The 19,172-nt window shown below is 35.5% G+C and carries 18 protein-coding genes; 10 read left to right on the top strand and 8 right to left on the bottom strand.

Annotated elements, in window-relative coordinates; all coding sequences use genetic code 11:
• Window positions 1-10: 10 nt before the first annotated feature.
• The gene (gldJ, locus tag H5V42_RS12330) at window positions 11-1,675 is read right to left on the bottom strand and encodes a gliding motility lipoprotein GldJ (RefSeq protein WP_185783478.1); all 1,665 of its coding nucleotides are present in this window, start codon (window positions 1,673-1,675) and stop codon (window positions 11-13) included.
• A 333-nt stretch (window positions 1,676-2,008) separates the two neighbouring features.
• Between gldJ and porV the strand changes: the two genes are divergently transcribed.
• From porV to H5V42_RS12300, 6 genes are all read left to right on the top strand, one after another.
• On the top strand, window positions 2,009-3,151 hold the full coding sequence (gene porV / locus H5V42_RS12325; RefSeq protein WP_185783477.1) for a type IX secretion system outer membrane channel protein PorV: 1,143 nt from the start codon (window positions 2,009-2,011) through the stop codon (window positions 3,149-3,151).
• 70 nt (window positions 3,152-3,221) lie between these two features.
• Window positions 3,222-3,713: a cytidine deaminase gene (gene cdd, locus H5V42_RS12320; protein WP_185783476.1), complete on the top strand. Its 492-nt coding sequence runs from the start codon at window positions 3,222-3,224 to the stop codon at window positions 3,711-3,713.
• A gap of 78 nt (window positions 3,714-3,791) precedes the next feature.
• Window positions 3,792-4,790 (top strand): pyruvate dehydrogenase (acetyl-transferring) E1 component subunit alpha, encoded by a 999-nt coding sequence (gene pdhA, locus H5V42_RS12315; protein WP_185783475.1) that lies wholly within the window; start codon window positions 3,792-3,794, stop codon window positions 4,788-4,790.
• A gap of 3 nt (window positions 4,791-4,793) precedes the next feature.
• A complete protein-coding gene (locus tag H5V42_RS12310) occupies window positions 4,794-6,464 on the top strand; it encodes a pyruvate dehydrogenase complex dihydrolipoamide acetyltransferase (RefSeq protein ID WP_185783474.1) in 1,671 nt (556 codons plus the stop codon).
• Window positions 6,465-6,547: 83 nt separating this feature from the next.
• Window positions 6,548-7,591 (top strand): M28 family metallopeptidase, encoded by a 1,044-nt coding sequence (locus H5V42_RS12305; protein WP_185783473.1) that lies wholly within the window; start codon window positions 6,548-6,550, stop codon window positions 7,589-7,591.
• Window positions 7,592-7,598: 7 nt separating this feature from the next.
• Window positions 7,599-8,276 carry an SDR family NAD(P)-dependent oxidoreductase gene (locus H5V42_RS12300; RefSeq protein WP_185783472.1) on the top strand — a complete coding sequence of 226 codons (678 nt, stop codon included), beginning with the start codon at window positions 7,599-7,601 and terminating at the stop codon, window positions 8,274-8,276.
• Here H5V42_RS12300 and H5V42_RS12295 read toward each other — a convergent pair.
• Together H5V42_RS12295 and H5V42_RS12290 are read right to left on the bottom strand one after the other, a co-directional pair.
• A complete protein-coding gene (locus H5V42_RS12295) occupies window positions 8,273-9,112 on the bottom strand; it encodes a metallophosphoesterase (RefSeq protein WP_185783471.1) in 840 nt (279 codons plus the stop codon). The two genes, H5V42_RS12300 and H5V42_RS12295, sit on opposite strands and share 4 nt — an antisense overlap.
• A 64-nt stretch (window positions 9,113-9,176) precedes the next feature.
• A complete protein-coding gene (locus tag H5V42_RS12290) occupies window positions 9,177-10,109 on the bottom strand; it encodes a metallophosphoesterase (RefSeq protein ID WP_313792151.1) in 933 nt (310 codons plus the stop codon).
• Between the two features lie 28 nt (window positions 10,110-10,137).
• Here H5V42_RS12290 and H5V42_RS12285 point away from each other — a divergent pair, with 28 nt between their 5' ends.
• Genes H5V42_RS12285 through H5V42_RS12275 form a run of 3 tightly spaced genes read left to right on the top strand, consistent with a single transcriptional unit; the run spans window position 10,138 to window position 13,283 of the window.
• Window positions 10,138-10,743 carry a SprT-like domain-containing protein gene (locus H5V42_RS12285; protein ID WP_185783470.1) on the top strand — a complete coding sequence of 202 codons (606 nt, stop codon included), beginning with the start codon at window positions 10,138-10,140 and terminating at the stop codon, window positions 10,741-10,743.
• An 8-nt stretch (window positions 10,744-10,751) separates the two neighbouring features.
• On the top strand, window positions 10,752-11,831 hold the full coding sequence (locus tag H5V42_RS12280; RefSeq protein WP_185783469.1) for a mannose-1-phosphate guanylyltransferase: 1,080 nt from the start codon (window positions 10,752-10,754) through the stop codon (window positions 11,829-11,831).
• A 3-nt stretch (window positions 11,832-11,834) separates the two neighbouring features.
• Window positions 11,835-13,283 (top strand): DUF389 domain-containing protein, encoded by a 1,449-nt coding sequence (locus H5V42_RS12275; protein WP_185783468.1) that lies wholly within the window; start codon window positions 11,835-11,837, stop codon window positions 13,281-13,283.
• A gap of 13 nt (window positions 13,284-13,296) precedes the next feature.
• Here H5V42_RS12275 and H5V42_RS12270 read toward each other — a convergent pair whose 3' ends face one another.
• Together H5V42_RS12270 and H5V42_RS12265 are read right to left on the bottom strand one after the other, a co-directional pair.
• On the bottom strand, window positions 13,297-14,064 hold the full coding sequence (locus tag H5V42_RS12270) for an ABC transporter ATP-binding protein (RefSeq protein ID WP_185783467.1): 768 nt from the start codon (window positions 14,062-14,064) through the stop codon (window positions 13,297-13,299).
• Window positions 14,064-14,801 carry an MlaE family ABC transporter permease gene (locus H5V42_RS12265; protein ID WP_185783466.1) on the bottom strand — a complete coding sequence of 246 codons (738 nt, stop codon included), beginning with the start codon at window positions 14,799-14,801 and terminating at the stop codon, window positions 14,064-14,066. Before H5V42_RS12265 ends, H5V42_RS12270 begins: the two co-directional genes overlap by 1 nt.
• A 105-nt stretch (window positions 14,802-14,906) precedes the next feature.
• On the opposite strand from H5V42_RS12265, the gene pafA reads away from it, so the two are divergent.
• On the top strand, window positions 14,907-16,574 hold the full coding sequence (gene pafA / locus H5V42_RS12260) for an alkaline phosphatase PafA (RefSeq protein WP_185783465.1): 1,668 nt from the start codon (window positions 14,907-14,909) through the stop codon (window positions 16,572-16,574).
• A 34-nt stretch (window positions 16,575-16,608) separates the two neighbouring features.
• On the opposite strand, the gene H5V42_RS12255 is transcribed toward pafA, so the two are convergent.
• The 3 genes from H5V42_RS12255 to H5V42_RS12245 form a co-directional block, all read right to left on the bottom strand.
• On the bottom strand, window positions 16,609-17,460 hold the full coding sequence (locus H5V42_RS12255; protein WP_185783464.1) for a glycosyltransferase family 2 protein: 852 nt from the start codon (window positions 17,458-17,460) through the stop codon (window positions 16,609-16,611).
• Between the two features lie 45 nt (window positions 17,461-17,505).
• Window positions 17,506-18,033: a methyltransferase gene (locus H5V42_RS12250; protein ID WP_185783496.1), complete on the bottom strand. Its 528-nt coding sequence runs from the start codon at window positions 18,031-18,033 to the stop codon at window positions 17,506-17,508.
• Window positions 18,034-18,106: 73 nt separating this feature from the next.
• Window positions 18,107-19,165 (bottom strand): 3-oxoacyl-ACP synthase III family protein, encoded by a 1,059-nt coding sequence (locus tag H5V42_RS12245; protein WP_185783463.1) that lies wholly within the window; start codon window positions 19,163-19,165, stop codon window positions 18,107-18,109.
• Window positions 19,166-19,172 lie beyond the last annotated feature (7 nt).

Raw genomic sequence — 19,172 nt, 5'->3', positions numbered from 1 at the left:
GAACTATAAGTTATCTGGTCTTTTTGTGTCTAACCGTTTTGTTTTTAGATTTAGACTTAGATCCAACCCTAGACATAGCACATCTAAATCCGATATCATCAGTAGCCATATATTGTGGTAGATATCTACGTTGTGCGGGGTCTAACCAATAAGCTCTGTCTCTCCATGAACCACCTTTGTAAACTCTGGTTTCGTCGTTAATTAATGAGGTTCTATAGTTAGAAGTATCGTACTCGCGAACAAGGTTTCCAGAAGAATCACGCTCCACTTTATGTCTTGGAGCATCATACATTTTTCTTTGATCTTCCTCTTCGTCTTCACTAAAACGCTCAAAGAACCTCGAAGAACCTGGGTCACCATCACGGTAGCCTCTGTTATCACTCTTATCAAAGTTGGTTCTTAAATAGGTTTCTTCTTCACCTACAGCAACTTCTTTAATTTCACCAGGTAAGTTAATGGCAACAATTTTTCCGTTAGGTAAGGTGTCGTAAACAATTTGGTCTTCTAACACTTGTACTTTACCGTCTTCACCAATTGCTTTTTTTGTGAATACGTTTCCACGATAGTAGTTGAAGTCACTAATTTGATCATCAACAATAGGTCTATAAACATCTGCAACCCATTCGCTAACATTACCTGCCATATCGTATAAACCAAAATCATTTGGTTTGTAAGATTTTACTTCTGCAGTAATATCTGCACCGTCATCAGACCATCCAGCAATACCGCCATAATCACCTTTACCTTGTTTAAAGTTTGCTAATTGATCACCACGACCAACACGTTGACCATTTCTAGTGTAATCTCCTTCCCAAGGATATTTTTTTCTACCTCTGTAGTTATTGTATTCTCTTGACCCAATAAGAGCTTGCGCAGCATATTCCCATTCCGTTTCAGTTGGTAAACGGTATTCTGGACTAAGTACACCGCTACTTCTTTTTGCAAAAACGTTTATAGAATCTTTCTTTTGTTTTCCTTGCAACGAATCTATTTGTCCTCTATAAACAGATTCAGGATTGTTTAAGTAAGCTTCAGTGCTAAAGGTACCTTCTGTTTCTCCAGTTAAAGGCGCATACATAGCTTCTTCGGCTAAGAAACCTTCTTCTACCAATCTAATCTCATTAACACGGTCTGTTCTCCATTCGGCATATTGCGTAGCTTGTACCCAATTTACACCAACTACAGGATATTCTGCATACGCAGGATGTCTTAGGTAGTTGTATGTCATAGTTTCGTTAAAACCTAAACGGTTTCTCCAAACCAAAGTATCTGGTAAAGCACCTTTATAAATATTTTCATATTTAGGATTTTCTGGCGGATATACCTTTTTAAGGTAATCAAGGTACTCCATATACATCTTATTGGTTACCTCAGTCTCATCCATGTAAAAAGATTGTACATGTTGTTGAGTTGGAGTATTGTTCCAATCATGCATGATATCATCTTGAACCTTTCCTTTAGTGAAAGTTCCTCCTTCAATAAATACTGTTCCCGGTGGTGTTTCTTGTTCTTTAAAATCAGAATTGTATTCAAAACCACCTTCTTTGGAATTAATTTTCCACCCTGTTGCTCTAGATACATTTTTAGAGGAAGAGGAAGAAGACTTTGAACAACTTGTAACGCCGCCTGCAATGACAGCACAAGAAATCACAACTTTAAATAAGTGTTTTTTCATAATAGGACTTGAGTTCAAAAAATCGATATTATCGACTACTTTAATTTATTTTGATATTAGTTCTCGCCTTTAAAACGAAAAGGTTTGGATAATATTTTATCCGTAATGTAATTTAACCATATCCTTTTTCAGGATTGACCTTTTAGTGAACGCCACTTTTTTGTGATTAGTATGGTTTTTATGAAAAAATGAAAAAAAATATACAATCCTAAAAAAAAGATGAAATCAAAATAACAATACGTAAAAAAACGCGTTTTAAGGTATTATGTCTAATAATTGTAACGAGAATAATACAAACTTTAGACCTTAGTACACTTTAATTAAAATGATAAAATGAAAAACTTACTACTATTAGTGAGCCTGTTACTAGTTGTTAAGGTATCATCACAACAAGAGCGGGTTATTACAACTGCAGTCCCCTTTTTAAATATTTCTTCAGATGCTCGTGCCGCTGGTATGGGTGAAATGGGTGTGGCTACATCAGTAGATGCTTTTAGTCAGCAATGGAACCCAGCAAAATTTGCTTTTGCAGAACGTAAAATGGGTATTGGTGCTAGTTATACTCCGTATTTAGAAAGTATAGTCACAGATATTGCACTATTAAATGCTAGTTATTACAATAAATTAAACGAAAGAAGCGCCTTTGCAGTAAGTCTTCGTTATTTTGGATTAGGTGAAATTGAGTTAAGACAAACTTTTGATGACACCCCAACCACAGTTAAACCAAATGAATTTTCTTTAGATGGTTCGTATTCTTTAAAATTAAGTGAAACTTTCTCTATGGCCGTTGGTGGTCGTTTTATAAGTTCAAATTTACGTTTTCAAGATGGTACCCAAGACTCTCAGGCAGCAAATGCTTTTGCTGTTGATATCGCAGGGTTTTATCAATCTAGAGAAATTGCATACAATGCTTTTGATGGTAGATGGAGAGCAGGTTTCAACTTATCAAACTTAGGTGGTAAAATCCAATATGATGAAAATGGACAAGAAAACTTTTTACCAACTAACCTAAAATTTGGAGCTGGTTTTGACTTTATTCTTGACCAGGACAATGTTTTAGGTTTGTATACAGAATTTAATAAGTTGTTAGTGCCAACCCCTAGAGATTTTGATGGTGATGGCGATATTGATTCTGAAGATAATACAGAATACCAAAACGTTAGTTTCTTTAATGGTGTGTTTGAGTCTTTTGGAGATGCTCCTGATGGTTTTTCAGAAGAATTAAAAGAAACCACTTGGGCGTTGGGTGCAGAGTATAAATATCAGAATGCTTTTATGGTAAGAGCAGGATATTTTAATGAAAGTCCAGAAAAAGGTGCTAGGCAGTTTGCCACAATCGGGGCTGGATTTAAGTTCAAGACTGCGCAAATAGATTTATCTTATTTGTTCTCAACTTCTCAAGTTAGAAATCCATTAGAAAATACATTGCGTTTTTCTTTGACATTCAATTTTGGAGAAGAGTTTTATAACGATTAAGAAGTAAAAATTAAAATAGGAACCCCAGATGTATGTCTGGGGTTTTTTATTTTTGAACATATTGCTATCAATGGAAAAGAGAAAAATAGAATTTGAAATTGAAGTACATCAAGAATCAAAAACACTTACTGAGGATTTAAAAAGCTTATTAGGTATTGCCATTGCATCTAGAGAAAATGCTTATGCGCCCTATTCAAAGTTTCAAGTAGGTGCCGCAGTTCTTTTAGAAAACGGCGAAGTCGTAATTGGTAATAATCAAGAAAATGCCTCTTATCCATCAGGCCTTTGTGCTGAAAGAGTTGCAATTTTTTATGCGGGAGCAAAATATCCAAATATTGAAATTAAAGCAGTAGCCATTAGTGCAGCTTCAAAGGAGTATATAGTAAATAGACCAGCAGCACCTTGTGGTAATTGTAGACAAGCAATTGCAGAATATGAACACAAGCAAAAAAGCCCAATCAAAATAATTTTGCAAGGCGAAAAAGGAGATATTTTAGTCTGTAATGCTATTGCAGATTTGTTACCGCTCTCATTTGATAGTACTTTTTTGTCTGAAAGCTAACCTATTTTTTCTCTAGAAAAGATATATACGTATTTTTGTCATTCCTCAAACCAGAGGATTTAGAAAATATTCAGCTTAATGAAAAAAATCACCAAAGAAGTTTACCTTAAATGGTATGAAGACATGCTCTTCTGGCGTAAGTTCGAAGACAAGTTAGCAGCAGTTTATATTCAGCAAAAAGTTCGTGGATTCTTGCACCTGTATAATGGTCAAGAGGCCGTTTTAGCAGGTTCATTACATGCAATGGACTTGACTAAAGATAGAATGATTACTGCGTACAGAAATCACGTGCAGCCAATTGGTATGGGTGTAGACCCTAAAAAAGTGATGGCTGAACTTTATGGTAAGGTAACAGGAACTTCTAAGGGCATGGGGGGTTCAATGCATATTTTCTCAAAAGAGCACCGTTTTTACGGCGGTCATGGTATTGTTGGAGGACAAATTCCTTTAGGGGCTGGTCTTGCTTTTGCAGATAAGTACTTTAAAAGAGATGCCGTTACCTTATGTTACATGGGTGATGGTGCTGTAAGACAAGGTTCATTACATGAAGCTTTTAACTTAGCAATGCTTTGGCAATTACCGGTTGTATTTATTTGTGAAAATAATGGGTATGCAATGGGAACTTCAGTAGCAAGAACTGCTCACACCACTGAAATTTGGAAATTAGGTTTAGGTTATGAAATGCCTTGTACAGATGTTGATGGTATGGACCCTGCTGCCGTTGCCAAAGAGGTTGATGTTGCTATAGAAAGAGCCAGAACAGGCGGTGGGCCAACATTCTTAGAAATGAAAACGTATCGTTATCGTGGGCACTCAATGTCAGATGCGCAACATTATAGAACTAAAGAAGAGGTTGAAGAGTACAAAAAAATAGACCCAATTACCCAAGTAAAAGACGTTCTTCTAGAAAAGAATTACGCAACTGAGGAGGAGATTAAAGAAATGGATAAAAGGGTTAAAGATTTGGTAAAAGAATGTGAGAAATTTGCAGAAGATTCAGATTTTCCTCCAATAGAACAGTTATACGATACTGTTTACGAGCAAGAAAATTATCCATTTATTCCACACAAATTATAAAAAATGGCACAAGTTGTAAATATGCCTCGTTTGAGTGATACCATGGAAGAAGGTACCGTGGCTAAATGGCTTAAAAACGTAGGTGATAAAATAGAAGAAGGAGATATTTTAGCTGAAATAGAAACCGATAAAGCCACCATGGAATTTGAATCTTTCCATGAGGGGACCTTATTACATATTGGTGTGCAAGAAGGTGATGGCGCTCCAGTAGATAGCTTATTAGCTATCATTGGTGATGAAGGTGAAGATATTTCGGCACTATTAAATGGAGCTTCTACTTCATCTGAAGAAAGTTCAGAAGAAAATATAGAATCAAATTCGTCTGCAGCCAAGGAAGAAACTTCAAATTCATCCGCTTCAGAAGCTACTGCAATGCCAGAAGGTGTTGAGGTGGTAACTATGCCTCGTTTGAGTGATACTATGGAAGAAGGTACTGTAGCCTCTTGGTTAAAAAGCGTTGGAGATACTGTTGAAGAAGGAGATATTTTAGCAGAAATTGAAACGGATAAGGCTACCATGGAATTTGAGTCTTTCTATTCTGGGAACCTATTACATATAGGTATTCAAGAAGGGGAAGGAGCTCCTGTTGATTCTTTATTAGCTATTATTGGTCCAGAAGGTACAGATGTTGATGCCGTATTAAAAGCCTACGCTTCTGGTGAAGATGCTTCTACCACTTCTACTCATGATTCAGCTTCAGAAAAATCAGAATCAAAGGAAGAAAGTACTGCAGAAACAAAAACAAATACTACGACTCAAGATACTAAGCGAATTTTTGCTTCGCCATTAGCTAAAAAAATGGCAGAAGATAAAGGTATAGATTTAGCTCAAGTATCAGGTTCGGGTGAAAATGGTAGAATTGTAAAAAAAGATATTGAGAATTTTAAAGGTTCCGCACAAGCTGTGCCGTCAGCACAAGCTACTCCTGCAAAAGAGAGTTCAAGTTCAGCGGTGGCTGCTTCGGTTGCACCAATAAATTTACCTGTTGGTGAAGAGCATAGAGAAGAAACAAAGAATTCTCAAATGCGTAAAGTTATTGCTAAGCGCTTAAGCGAATCTAAATTCTCTGCTCCACATTATTACTTAACCATTGAAGTAGATATGGAGAATGCCAAGGCTTCTAGAGCACACATTAATGGTCTACCAGATACTAAGGTGTCTTTTAATGATATGGTTTTAAAAGCTTGTGCAATGGCGCTTAAAAAGCATCCGCAAGTAAACACTTCATGGAATAACGATACAACGATAGTCAATCACCATGTGCATATGGGTGTTGCAGTTGCCGTTGATGAAGGTTTGGTAGTGCCAGTTCTTAAATTTGCAGACCAAATGAGTTTAACTCAAATTGGAGCATCAGTAAAAGATTTGGCAGGTAGGGCTAGGAATAAAAAAATTAAGCCAGACGAAATGGAAGGCAGCACATTTACAGTTTCTAACTTAGGTATGTTTGGTATTTTAGAATTTACTTCTATCATTAATCAACCTAACTCAGCAATACTTTCAGTAGGTGCAATTGTAGAAAAGCCTGTGGTTAAAAATGGTCAAATTGTAGTTGGTAATACAATGAAAATAACCTTGGCATGTGACCATAGAACTGTTGATGGTGCAACAGGAGCTCAGTTTTTACAAACGTTAAGAGCTTATTTAGAAAATCCAGTAACAATGCTAGCATAAGTATAGTATTGAAACCCAATAAAAAAAGCCTCAACACCTACGCGTTGAGGCTTTTTTTATCTTTAATAAAATTTAATTGAATCATGAATAAACTATTAGTCATTTTTATTATAATTCTTGCAGGTTGCGGGTCAACTCAAGTTGTTGAAACACCTTCAGATGCGGTAATTCCACCTCCACCTCCTCAACCGCCTGTAGCTGAAGGTCCAGAAGGTCTTAAAATGGAAAAGCTAAGTTCTAAGTCTGGAGATTTAGAGATGCAATTTACCAATGCAGAAAGAATAGAAGAGGTGATGCAGGCTTTGACAACAGATGATTTAAAAGGACGAGAAGCAGGTACAGCTGGTATTGAGAAAGCTGCTAATTATCTTATTGATGAGTTGAAAAAATCTGGAGTTTCTCCTTATTATAAGTCCTATAATGATACCATTTCAAATTTTAATCCCGCGGCTTACAATGTTGTTGCTTTAATTGAGGGTAACGATGCAAATCTTAAAAATGAATATATCGTAATTGGAGCACATTACGACCATATTGGAGTAATCGAGGCTATTAAAGGAGATGCTATTGCTAATGGGGCCAATGACAATGCATCTGGCACAACAACAATATTAGAATTGGCAAGATATTTTGCTTCAACTAAAACAAATAAAAGGTCTTTAATCTTTGCTTGGTTTACCGCCGAAGAGAAAGGGCTTTTGGGTTCAAAGAGCCTAGCAGAGCAAATGAAAGCAGAGAACTTAAACTTGTACGCTATGTTAAATTACGAGATGGTTGGAGTTCCTTTAGCGGACAAAGACTATTTTATGTATATAACAGGTTACGAAAAATCTAATCTGGCAGATATTGGAAATAATTATGCAGGAGAGAAACTCATTGGGTTTTTGCCCACTGCAAAATCGTATAATTTATTTCAAAGGTCAGATAACTATCCTTTTGCAAATGAATTTGCAGTACCATCGCATACCTTTTGTACATTCGATTTTACCAATTTTGATTTTTATCATAAGCCTGGTGACGAAATTGAGTTAATGAATTTTGAGCACATGGCTAGGGTGGTAAATAAGTCAATTCCCATGATAGAAGGTATTACAAACAGTACAACACAAGAATTAAAAATGAAGTAAGCATTCAATGAAGAATATTATAATTACGGGTACCAGTAGAGGAATTGGTTATGAATTGGTTAAACAATTTGCTGCAGAAGGGCATAATGTATTGGCGCTTTCTAGAAATGAAAAACCAATATTAGATTTAAACCTAGCTAATGTTAGCTGTTTTTCTTGTGATTTAACCAATCCTGAAGACTATCAAAAAATACAAGAAGTTTTAAAAAAGTGGGACCAAGTTGATATTTTAATTAATAATGCAGGCTCATTATTAAACAAGCCTTTTTTAGAAACCACTACAGAAGAGTTCGAAGCGGTTTATAAGGTAAATGTTTTTGCCGTTGCGGAGTTAACTAGAATAGTTGTACCTAAAATGGCTGTTGGTGCCCATGTTGTAACTATTAGTTCTATGGGAGGAGTACAAGGCAGTATGAAATTTGCGGGATTAGCGGCTTACAGTTCAAGTAAGGGAGCAGTAATAACACTTACTGAATTATGGGCAGAAGAATTTAAGGAAAAAGGACCATCGTTTAATGTGTTGGCTATTGGCGCAGTTCAAACAGAAATGCTTGCTGAAGCTTTTCCAGGGTACGAGGCGCCATTACAACCCAACGAAATGGCAAATTACATAAAAGACTTCTCGTTAACAGGGCATAAATTTTATAATGGTAAGCTGTTGCAGGTAAGTAGTACCACCCCTTAGGATTTAGTTAGCTCAAAAATTGTTATTTCTGGTCTCACATTAAAGCGAATTTGCTTTAAGTGACCTAGCGCCCTGTTAATATAAAGAGTTCTGCCATCACTTAATTTTTTTAGCCCTTGGTCATAATTTTTATTATCAACAGGCAATATCGGTGGGGGTAAAAATGGTGGTTTTACCTGACCGCCGTGAGTATGACCAGAGAGAATCCAACCTTTATAATTGTTCCAAATAGGTAAATCGCAAACGTCTGGGTTGTGGCATAATACCAGATTGGCTTTGTTGTGATTTATGTTATTCAACACTTTTTCTGGGTAAAAATTGGTGCCCCAAAAATCATCTATTCCAATAAAATTTAAACCTTCAATTGTGACGTTAGAATTTCGTAAAACGGTAATGTTTTGTTGTTCTAGAATTGCAGAGATTTGGTTAGCAACCTCAGGCTGGGCCCATAAATCGCCAAAATCATGATTGCCTAAAATACCAACTGTGCCTAATTTTCCTGTAACAAAATGTTTTGTAATTTCCTTTAATTGTGTTAGAACATTTTCGCCTCTATAGTGAACATAGTCCCCCGTATAAACCACAAAATCAGGATTGTATTCTTTAGCTTCAGACAGGGCATCAATAATAAAACTGTCTTTAACTACAGGTCCTACATGTACATCACTAATTTGCATCAGCGTTTTACCCTCTAAATGCTCTGGCAAATTAATAATTGGCATTTTGAGTTGAACAAATTCTAACCAAAAAGGCTCTACTTGCCACCCATATACGCCTGTAACAACACCGGCCCCAGCTAAAGCGGTAGTACCTTTTAGGAATTTTCTTCTATTCATAATTGTTGACCTACTGCAAAAGTACGTTCAATAAATTAGCAAGAATGATTTGTGCAGAATAAAATTATGCCCTAGTTAAATTAAAGACAGTTATTTCTGGTCTAGAATTAAATCGTAATTGTTCTTGGTGGCCAAGTGCTCTATTTACATACAGTTTTCTACCATCAAAAAGGTCGAATTCACCAGCAACATAACGCTTGTTGTCTAATGGTAAGATTGGAGCATTAAGTAAGGGTGGTCTAATTTGTCCACCATGGGTATGGCCAGATAAAATCCAGCCTTTGTAGTTACCCCAAATTCCTGCATCGCAAGAATCAGGGTTATGGCTTAAAACTAAATTTCCCATTTCTGGGTCATAAGAACTTAGGGGTTTATTTGGATGAAAGTTAGTGCTCCAAAAATCATCTAGACCAATAATATTTAAACCTTCAATTTCAATATTTTGATTACGTAATACGGTAACACCAGAGTTTTCAACTATGTCTGTAATATTTTCAGCAACACGCGCTTCTGAAAATGTATCTCCATAATCATGGTTACCCAAAACACCAAAAGTGCCTAATTTTCCTTTAACAAAGCTCTTGCCAATTTTTGCAAGTTGTTTTTCGGTTGTGGAACCCTCATAATGTACAAAATCACCAGTATAGACTACAAAATCAGGATTTAACATACTGGTAAGATGCATAGAATCTTGTAGAAAAAAATCGTTTACAAAGGGCCCTACATGAATATCACTCAATTGTACCAATCTTTTACCAACTAGATGTTTTGGTAGATTTTTAATAGGTAAATCGCGCTTAACAAATTCCACCCAATGCGGTTCAATTTGCCAAGTGTACAAAGAGGTAAGTAAACCAGTACCAGCAAGTGCAGCGCTACCTTTTAAGAAGTTGCGTCTATTCATTTTGGTTAAGATTTGGGTTTGTAGGTATAAGGCTACAACTCTAATAACGTAAGCTTTTTGGTAATATTTTTTTAAATCAACTAATTTCTTCAAGGTTATTTGTTTAGCTAAATTTGAGGCTGTGAAAGATGTCTTGTTAAAATACATTCCTGAGCGGGCGGTAGACCCTTGTTTTGAACTTATACGAGAGTTTAGTGTTCATTTAAAAATTGTGAATGAACGATTTACAAGGCATGGTGATTATCGAAGGTTACCTAATGGTCAACATATGATTACGGTCAATGCTTCTAGCAATAAATATCGATTTTTTATCACCTTAATTCATGAAATTGCACACTTGGTTGCTTTTGAGAAATATGGCAGGCAAATTAAACCCCATGGCATAGAATGGAAACGTACATTTCAACATTTAATGATACCGTTTATTCGCCCAGAAATATTTCCTTCGGAATTACTTCCGTTAATTGCCAGACATTTTAAAAACCCCAAAGCAAGTAGTAGTACTGATGCTAATTTGGCTATTGCTTTAAATGCTTATGATACTGCACAACATAAAGAAAAATCTTACGTTTTTGAACTACCCTTTGGAAGCGTTTTCAGAATTTATAATGGAAAAGTTTTTAAAAAAGGTACTAAAAGAAGAAAAAGATTCGAATGTATGGAGTTGGCTTCAGGTAGAGTATACCTGTTTCAACCCAATGCAGAAGTTGAACTAATTAATGATTAAAATCAACCATGAATAAAAATTATTATGCTGTTTTAATGGCCGGTGGAGTAGGTTCTCGTTTTTGGCCAGTGAGTACTACGGATAATCCTAAGCAATTTCATGATATGCTAGGAACTGGTAAAACGTTGATACAAAAAACGTTTGACAGACTTAATAGATTTATTCCAACAGAAAACATTCTCATTTTAACTAATGAACGTTATAATGATTTGGTTTTAGAACAATTACCAGCCGTTAAACAAGAGCAAGTTGTTTTAGAGCCAGCAATGCGCAATACGGCTCCATGTATTTTATATGCATCACTTAAGATTCAAAAAATGAATCCAAATGCTGTTATGATTGTAGCACCGAGTGACCATTGGATAGAAGATGAACAAGCATTTGAAAATGATGTTAAAGCATGTTTTGATAAATGTGAAAAAGAGGAAGTATTATGTACTCTTGGTATTCAACCAACATATCCTAACACTGGTTTTGGCTATATTGAATTTGAAAAAGAAGATAACAATCAATTAAAAAAGGTAGCTCAATTTAGAGAAAAGCCTGATGTTGAAACGGCTAAACAATTTTTAGAAGCAGGTAATTTTTTATGGAATGCGGGTATTTTTATGTGGAGTGTTGAAACCATCGTCAATGCCTTCAAAAATTACCAACCATCACAGTTTGAGCTTTTTGAAAAGGGGACTTCTTGTTATAATACAAGCGATGAAAAAGATTTTATCGCAGAGAATTACCCTAAAGCTGAGAATATTTCTATTGACTACGCCATTTTAGAGAATTCTAAAGCTATATATACGCTACCAGCAACTTTTGATTGGAACGATTTAGGTACGTGGGGAGCACTTTATGAAAAATTAGATAAAGATGACGCCAACAATGCCACAGTAAATTGCCAAACCATTTTTGAAGATGCTAATGGTAATATGGTAAGAACCACAAGTGGTAAAGTTGTGGTTATTGATGGACTAGAAGATTACATAGTTGTTGATAAAGATGATGTGTTGTTAATTTATCCGAAATCAAAACAACAAGACATAAAACAAGTACGTAACAAAGTAAGTGATACCTTTGGGAATCATTTTGCTTAACATATGAGTACAAATCTTTTTAAAGAAGACGAAAATCTCAATGCAGATTCAAAAAAAGTAAAAAGAGATTTTCAGGGGCTATTAGGAAGCGTAAAAAAATTCTTATCTGATTTATTAGATATCCGAAGCAATACTGATGCTGCGGCTACTAAAGAGTCTATCATCCAAGATATTCCGTTTAAAGGGCACACCTCTTGGATTCTTATTTGTTCCATTTTTATTGCATCTATTGGTTTAAATGCCAATTCCACGGCGGTAGTAATTGGAGCCATGCTTATTTCTCCACTAATGGGGCCTATATTAGGTATGGGAATGGCGTTAGCTATTAACGATGTTGATTTGCTAAGACGCTCACTTAAAAACTTCATGGTTATGGTGATTTTAAGTGTGTTAACAGCGTATTTGTTTTTCGCATTCTTTCCTTTAAGAGATGAATCTTCTGAGTTATTAGCAAGAACAAAACCAGACATTAGAGATGTGCTAATTGCATTTTTTGGTGGCTCTGCCCTAGTAATTGCGCGTGCAAAAAAAGGCACTATTGCCAGTGTAATTTTTGGTGTAGCTATTGCTACAGCACTTATGCCACCTTTGTGCACGGTGGGTTTTGGATTAGCAATTGGTAAATATTGGTATGCGCTTGGGGCAATTTATTTATTTATAATAAATACAATATTTATTGGTTTAGCCACTTTCTTAATAGTGAAGTATTTGCGTTTTCCAATGGTGAAGTACGCCAACTCTAAACGTAGACGAACTATAGCCAGGTTAGCTTCTACAGTTGGTTTCTTAGTAATGTTACCTGCGGGATATACCTTTTACATGGCTTTTAATGAGTCTTTATTTAACAAACAAGCTCAAAACTTTTTATCAGAAACCATTGAGATTTATGAGTTTGCTCAAAATGGAAGGTACTTAGACAATTTAACAAAGATTGAATACAATAATGGAGACGGCCTGTTAGAGATTGTTTGTATGGGTAATGAAGAAATTCCGGCAAATGTTATTAGTTCATGGGAGAATAAAAAGAATGACTATAGTAGATTAAAAGATGCTGAGTTTCATGTTGTGCATGGTGGTAGAGATGATTCTGAAGAAAAATATAAGTATGTAACCGAGCTTTACGAAGCTAAGAAGGCGGAGCTCACAACAAGGGAAGAACGAATACGATTTTTGGAAGAAGAAGTAGTGCGTTTAAATCAAAATAGAGTTAGAGAAATACCCTTTGCAGAAGTCTTAGCTGAAGCTAGAATTAATTATGAAAACCTTTCATATTTATCGTATGCACACAAAGTAGCTTCAGACTTTAGTAAAATTGATACTGTTACCGTTTTTGAAGCAAACTGGAAAGAAGGTGTTAGAACAAATATTATTGAAAAAGAATCAGAAAAATTACATAGCTGGTTAAAAACAAGACTTCAAGATTCAACAATAGTTCTAGAAAAAGCGAATTAATTGTTTTGCAACTCTAATTACGTTCCTCTATATACATTTGGCGAACCTTTTTAAAGAGTTCAGAAGAATAAACAAAATCTGTAACCGCTTGGTTATCGGTTTTAAAAATTTCTTTGTTGGTGCCTTCCCATTCTTTTAATCCGTTTTTTAGAAAAATAATTTTCTCCCCAATTTCCATTACAGAATTCATATCGTGCGTGTTAATTACTGTAGTAATGTTGTATTCTTGGGTAATTTCTTGAATTAGATTATCAATTAAAATAGCGGTTTTTGGATCAAGCCCTGAGTTAGGCTCATCACAAAATAAATATTTGGGTTTCATTACAATAGCACGAGCAATGGCAACTCTTTTCTGCATACCTCCAGAAATTTCTGCCGGATATTTATGGTGTGCATCAATAAGATTTACGCGTTCCAAAACAAAATCTACCCTTTCTTTCATCTCTACTGTAGTTTGTTTGGTAAACATATCTAAAGGAAAACGAACGTTCTCTTCAACGGTCATAGAATCAAAAAGTGCGCTGCCCTGAAATACCATACCCATTTCTTGGCGTAAATCACTTTTTTCTCTAGTAGACAGTTCACTATAACGCGTTCCGCTATAACAAATACTGCCTTCTTCAGGAACAAATAGGCCTAACAGGCATTTTAAAAATACAGTTTTACCAGAACCACTTTGTCCAATAATTAAGTTGGTTTTACCTTGTTCAAATAAGGCAGAAATTCCCTTTAAAACGTGATTGTCGCCAAAAGATTTATGAATGTTATCTACTTCAATCATTAGCCTAACATTAATTGGGTTAATATATAATTGAGTATAATGATAACAACACTCGTCCAAACAAAAGCAGTGGTACTGGCTTTGCCAACTTCTAAAGCCCCTCCACGCATATAGTATCCAAAATAGGATGGCATTGTAGCTATAACAAAGGCAAACACCAGCGTTTTTATAAACGCATATATTACATGAAACGGTATAAAATCTATTTGTAGACCTTTAATAAATTCGCCACCTGGAGCGTATTCCCCAAAAACGGCTGCGACCCAGCCACCTAAAATACCCACATACATGGCAATGGCTACGGCAAACGGATAGAACAAAAGGGCTATAATCTTTGGAAAAACTAAATAGTTAAGTGAGTTTACACCCATAACTTCTAAGGCATCAATTTGTTCGGTAACACGCATAGTACCAATACTCGACGTAATATATGACCCTACCTTACCTACCATAATTATAGAGGTAAAAGTAGGAGCGAATTCTAAGATAACAGATTGCCTTGCTGCAAAACCAATTAAACTTTTTGGAATAAAAGGATTGGTAAGATTAAGCGCAGTTTGAATGGTAACAACGCCTCCTATAAAGAATGAAATAAATATTATAATGCCTAAGGAACCAAAGATGAGTTCATCAATTTCCTTTAAGATAAGCGATTTCATAATTCGCCATTTGGTAGGTTTTCTAAAAACCTCCCAAATCATAATAAAGTATTTGCCTATTGCAGCAATATATTTCATACAGTAAGATTACCTCAAAAATAAGAATATTGAAAGCATTTAACCTTCATTTTAATTATGAATTGTTTTAATTCAATAGCTTTGCGCAGCTTGATAATTACTCAAATGAAAAAAATAGTTATTCCTTTTTTTATTCTACTCTTGTTTGTTTCTACAACACTAATTGCACAACGTAAAAAGAAAACTGTTGAAACAGAGCAAACTACCAATACTCAACTTGTAGTGGGCATTGTTGTTGACCAAATGCGATACGATTATTTAACCCGTTTTTGGAGTTATTATGGTGATGGCGGGTTTAAACGCTTGGTAAATCAAGGCTTTAATTGTAAAAATCATCATTTTAATTATGCGCCAACAAGTACGGGTCCCGGTCATGCATCTGTGTATACGGGTACAACCCCAGAAATGCATGGTATTATTGGTAATGATTGGTATGATAAAGCTTCAGAAGAAGAGGTTTATGTAGCTTTTGATGAAAACTACAATTCTGTGGGTACAACCTCCGCTGCAGGAAAAATGTCACCGCATAGAATGTTGACCACAACCATAACGGATCAAAATAGACTACATACGCAGTTTAGAGGAAAAACTATTGCAGTAGCAGTAAAAGATAGAGGGGCAGTTTTACCTGGCGGTCATACTGCTAATGCAGCTTATTGGTTTGAGGGAGGTAAAGATGGAAATTGGATTACTAGTGATTTCTACATGAGGGATTTGCCAAATTGGGTAAAAGATTTTAACGCTTCTGATGCAATAGATGCATATAAAAAGCCATGGACACTTTTAAAACCACTTTCTATTTATGCAGCAAGTGGTTCAGATGAAAGTGTATATGAAGGTAAATTTGAAGGTGAAACGTCTACAAGTTTCCCACATAACTTACCGCAATTATGGGAGCAGAATGATGCTTCAAGTATTTTAAAAGCTACTGCTTACGGTAATTCTATAACTACAGACTTTGCTTTAGAGGCGCTCAAACAAGAGGGTTTAGGAAAAGATACCTATACAGACTTTTTAGCCATTAGTTATTCTAGTACAGACTACGTAGGTCATAAATTCGGAGTAAACTCAGTTGAAGTACAGGATACCTATTTGAGATTAGACCAAGATTTAGAACGACTTTTAAATGAGTTAGACGCTCAAGTTGGTCAAGGAAATTATACGGTGTTTTTAACAGCTGATCATGGAGCTATACACGCATCTTCGTATTTAGCTGACCAAAAAATACCTGCTGGTTATTTAAACTTTGGTTCTATGAAAGCTCGTTTTAATGAGTTTTTACAATACCGATATGGCACTACAGACATTGTCAAAACAATTAGTAATTACCAAGTTTTTCTGGACCACAAGGTGGTGAATAATTTAGATATGGATTTGGATGATGTGCAAGAAGAAATTGCACAAGAGATATTAAGTTATCATAACATATATAAAGTTTACACAGGGTCTCAATTATGGCAAAATAATTACCCGCCTTCTTCAGGTATTGCACATTTGATACAAAAGGGGTGGAATCAAAAACGCTCTGGAGATGTAATTTTTGTACAACAACCTGGTTACATCTCTTATCCTAAAACGGGTTCTACTCATGGGTCTCCAATGATATATGATACTCATGTGCCATTATTGTTTTACGGCAACGGGATAAAGAAAGGAGAAACGGTTACCAGAACAACAATTCCAGATATTGCGCCGACTATTGCTACAATGTTAGGCATTGCTTATCCTAATGGAACAACTGGCAACCCAATTGAAGCAGTATTAAACAGATAAAATGAAAAGCCTTTCAAAATTTTGAAAGGCTTTTTTATGATTTTAAACGTTTGAAAACACCTTGCCAACGAAGTTTTCTAATAAACTTACCCTCTTCTTTAGTTACAAAACGTTCAGTATTCTTTAAAAAAGCCGAAAGGTATCCTAAAATACCTTGAATATATAATACTGGATTTTTTGCTTGTAACGCCATTTTTAGGAGTGCAATTTTGGCCAAGGGTAATCCATACCGCATTTTGTATAAGGCTTCACCTTTTAATTTAAAATTTGTGCTACTGTAACCATGACCAGTTGGTCGTAAATGTCTTACTTGCAGTGTATTATCTGTTAACACATGAAAATCATGGTATTTACAAAGTAGTACATCAACAGTATCCCATCCAACGCCAGGTCTAAGTCCATTCATAAGTTCAAATACCTGTCTGTAGTACAGCTTTATTGGTCCTCTAACGTGCGATTTTTTAGCTATGTTTTCGTAAACCCATTTTCCATTCTTTTTAATATAAAGTAACCCAGAGCACATGCCTAAAAGCCAATTAGCTTGAAAATGGTTGTGCATTAGTTCAAAATAGTTTTCTGGTAAATAAATATCGGCATCAAATTTTCCTACAATGTCGTATTCTTCAGAAATGTATTGAAAGCCATAGTTAAAAGTGTCTATAACCTTTTTACCGGGTATGTGTTCGTTAGAACTTTTTCTTTGGTAGACTTTTATCCAGCTGTGGTCTTTTGCAAAACCAGCGGCAATTTTAAAGGTGTCATCAGAGGAGTTGTCGTCAACAACAATAACCTCATCTGGTTTGCGAGTTTGTTGTATAAAAGAGTAGAGACAATCAGCAATATATTTTGCTTCATTATGCGCAGGAATAATTATGCTGATATTCATTAGTTATGGTTTAAAAAGCAAGAAAATAAAAAATGGTGAGAGTTTTTATTTTGTGCTTCGCTCTGCGTAAATTAGATAATACCTATTAGTAAAATAGCGTAAAATAGGTCTAATTCCAATCTTTTTAGTTGGGTTAGTCCATTTTTGACGGGCTTTAATTTCCCACCCTGCTTTTTCTAGGAGCCAGTCAAATTGCCAATCTTCAAATTCATGATAATGTCTATCCCATGGGTCGGTTTTACTTTTGTAAGCTTTAGCAAACCAAAGTCTCATTGGAATACTAGCTACCAATTTGTCTGATTTGATAGCACGTAAAACATTGTAAGGAGCAACTAAATGTTCAAAGATTTCGAAGGCAGTTACCACATCAGCATTTACGTTTTCTACGAAGTTAAAATCAGTATCTAGGTCTTCCCCAGACGTATTAATTACCGTGTATCCTTCGTTTTTCATTATTTCAGAAAATGGGTTGGTAATTCCTAAATCTAAAATCGTCTCTTTTGTTGCAATGTGCTTTTTTAGGAACTCTAGTGTGAGTCTATAGCGCTTGTGCGGATATTTGCCTTCATACATGTTGGCTAAATTCTGAAAATCAAAGTACAAATCCCAACCTATTTTGAAATAAAGCTGAGGATATTACAAATGATTAAATCTTATAAACCATGCAATTGACATTCATACCAGCACCAACACTAGCAAATAAAACAATATCTCCTTTGTTAATTTGGTGTTCTTCAAATTGATTACGCTTCACCAAGTCATACAAAGTAGGTATCGTAGCTACTGAACTATTACCTGTTTTTTGAATCATCATAGGCATTATGTTCTCAGGCGCTTCTTTTTGATAAAGCTTGTAAAATCTTTTGATAATAGCCGCGTCCATTTTTTCATTGGCTTGATGAATAAAAATCTTTTTCACTTGATCAATGGTGACACCGCTTTTATCTAAACACTCTTTCATGGCTTGTGGTACCTGAACACATGCAAATTCAAATACTCTACGACCATTCATTTTAATATACTGTGTGTTAGATTGGTCTGTCTGGTCAAAAGTTTCACCAAAATAAAGGCTGTAGGCTTGACCATTGGCAAAAGTTTTAGAGGCATGCGCTAAAATAGCTCCACCATCTTCAACAGCTTGCACAATTGCTGCGCCGGCACCATCTGCAAAAATCATACTGTCACGATCATGCTCGTCTACAATTCTAGAAAGAGTCTCTCCACCAATAACTAGGCAAGTTTTAGCCATTTCACTTTTAATAAAAGCATATGCTTGTATTACACTTTCTACCCATCCTGGGCAACCAAAAATCATATCATATGCAACACAGTTTGGATTTTTAATTTCTAATTTGTGTTTTACGCGAGTGGCAAGGCTAGGTAGCGTGTCTCCTTGTATAGTATTTGTAGACAGATCTCCAAAGTTGTGCGCAAAAATTATGTAATCTATACTTTCTTTATCAATACTGGCATCTTCAATCGCTTTTTGAGCGGCAAAGTATCCCAAGTCAGATGTTTTAAATTCTGGCTTGGCATAACGTCTTTCTTCAATACCTGTTATGGCCTGAAATTTTTCAATAATAACGGTATTTGATTGTTCAAACTTTTTACCATCTTGATTTAAAAATTCATGATGTAAGAAGTCTTCATTCGTGGTTTTAATTTTAGGAAGATAAGAACCAAAACCTGTCAGCGCTATTTTCATTTTTTTA

The sequence above is a fragment of the Croceivirga lutea genome (assembly GCF_014235875.1).
Lineage (GTDB): Bacteria > Bacteroidota > Bacteroidia > Flavobacteriales > Flavobacteriaceae > Croceivirga > Croceivirga lutea.
This window is presented reverse-complemented; position numbering and strand designations above follow the sequence as displayed.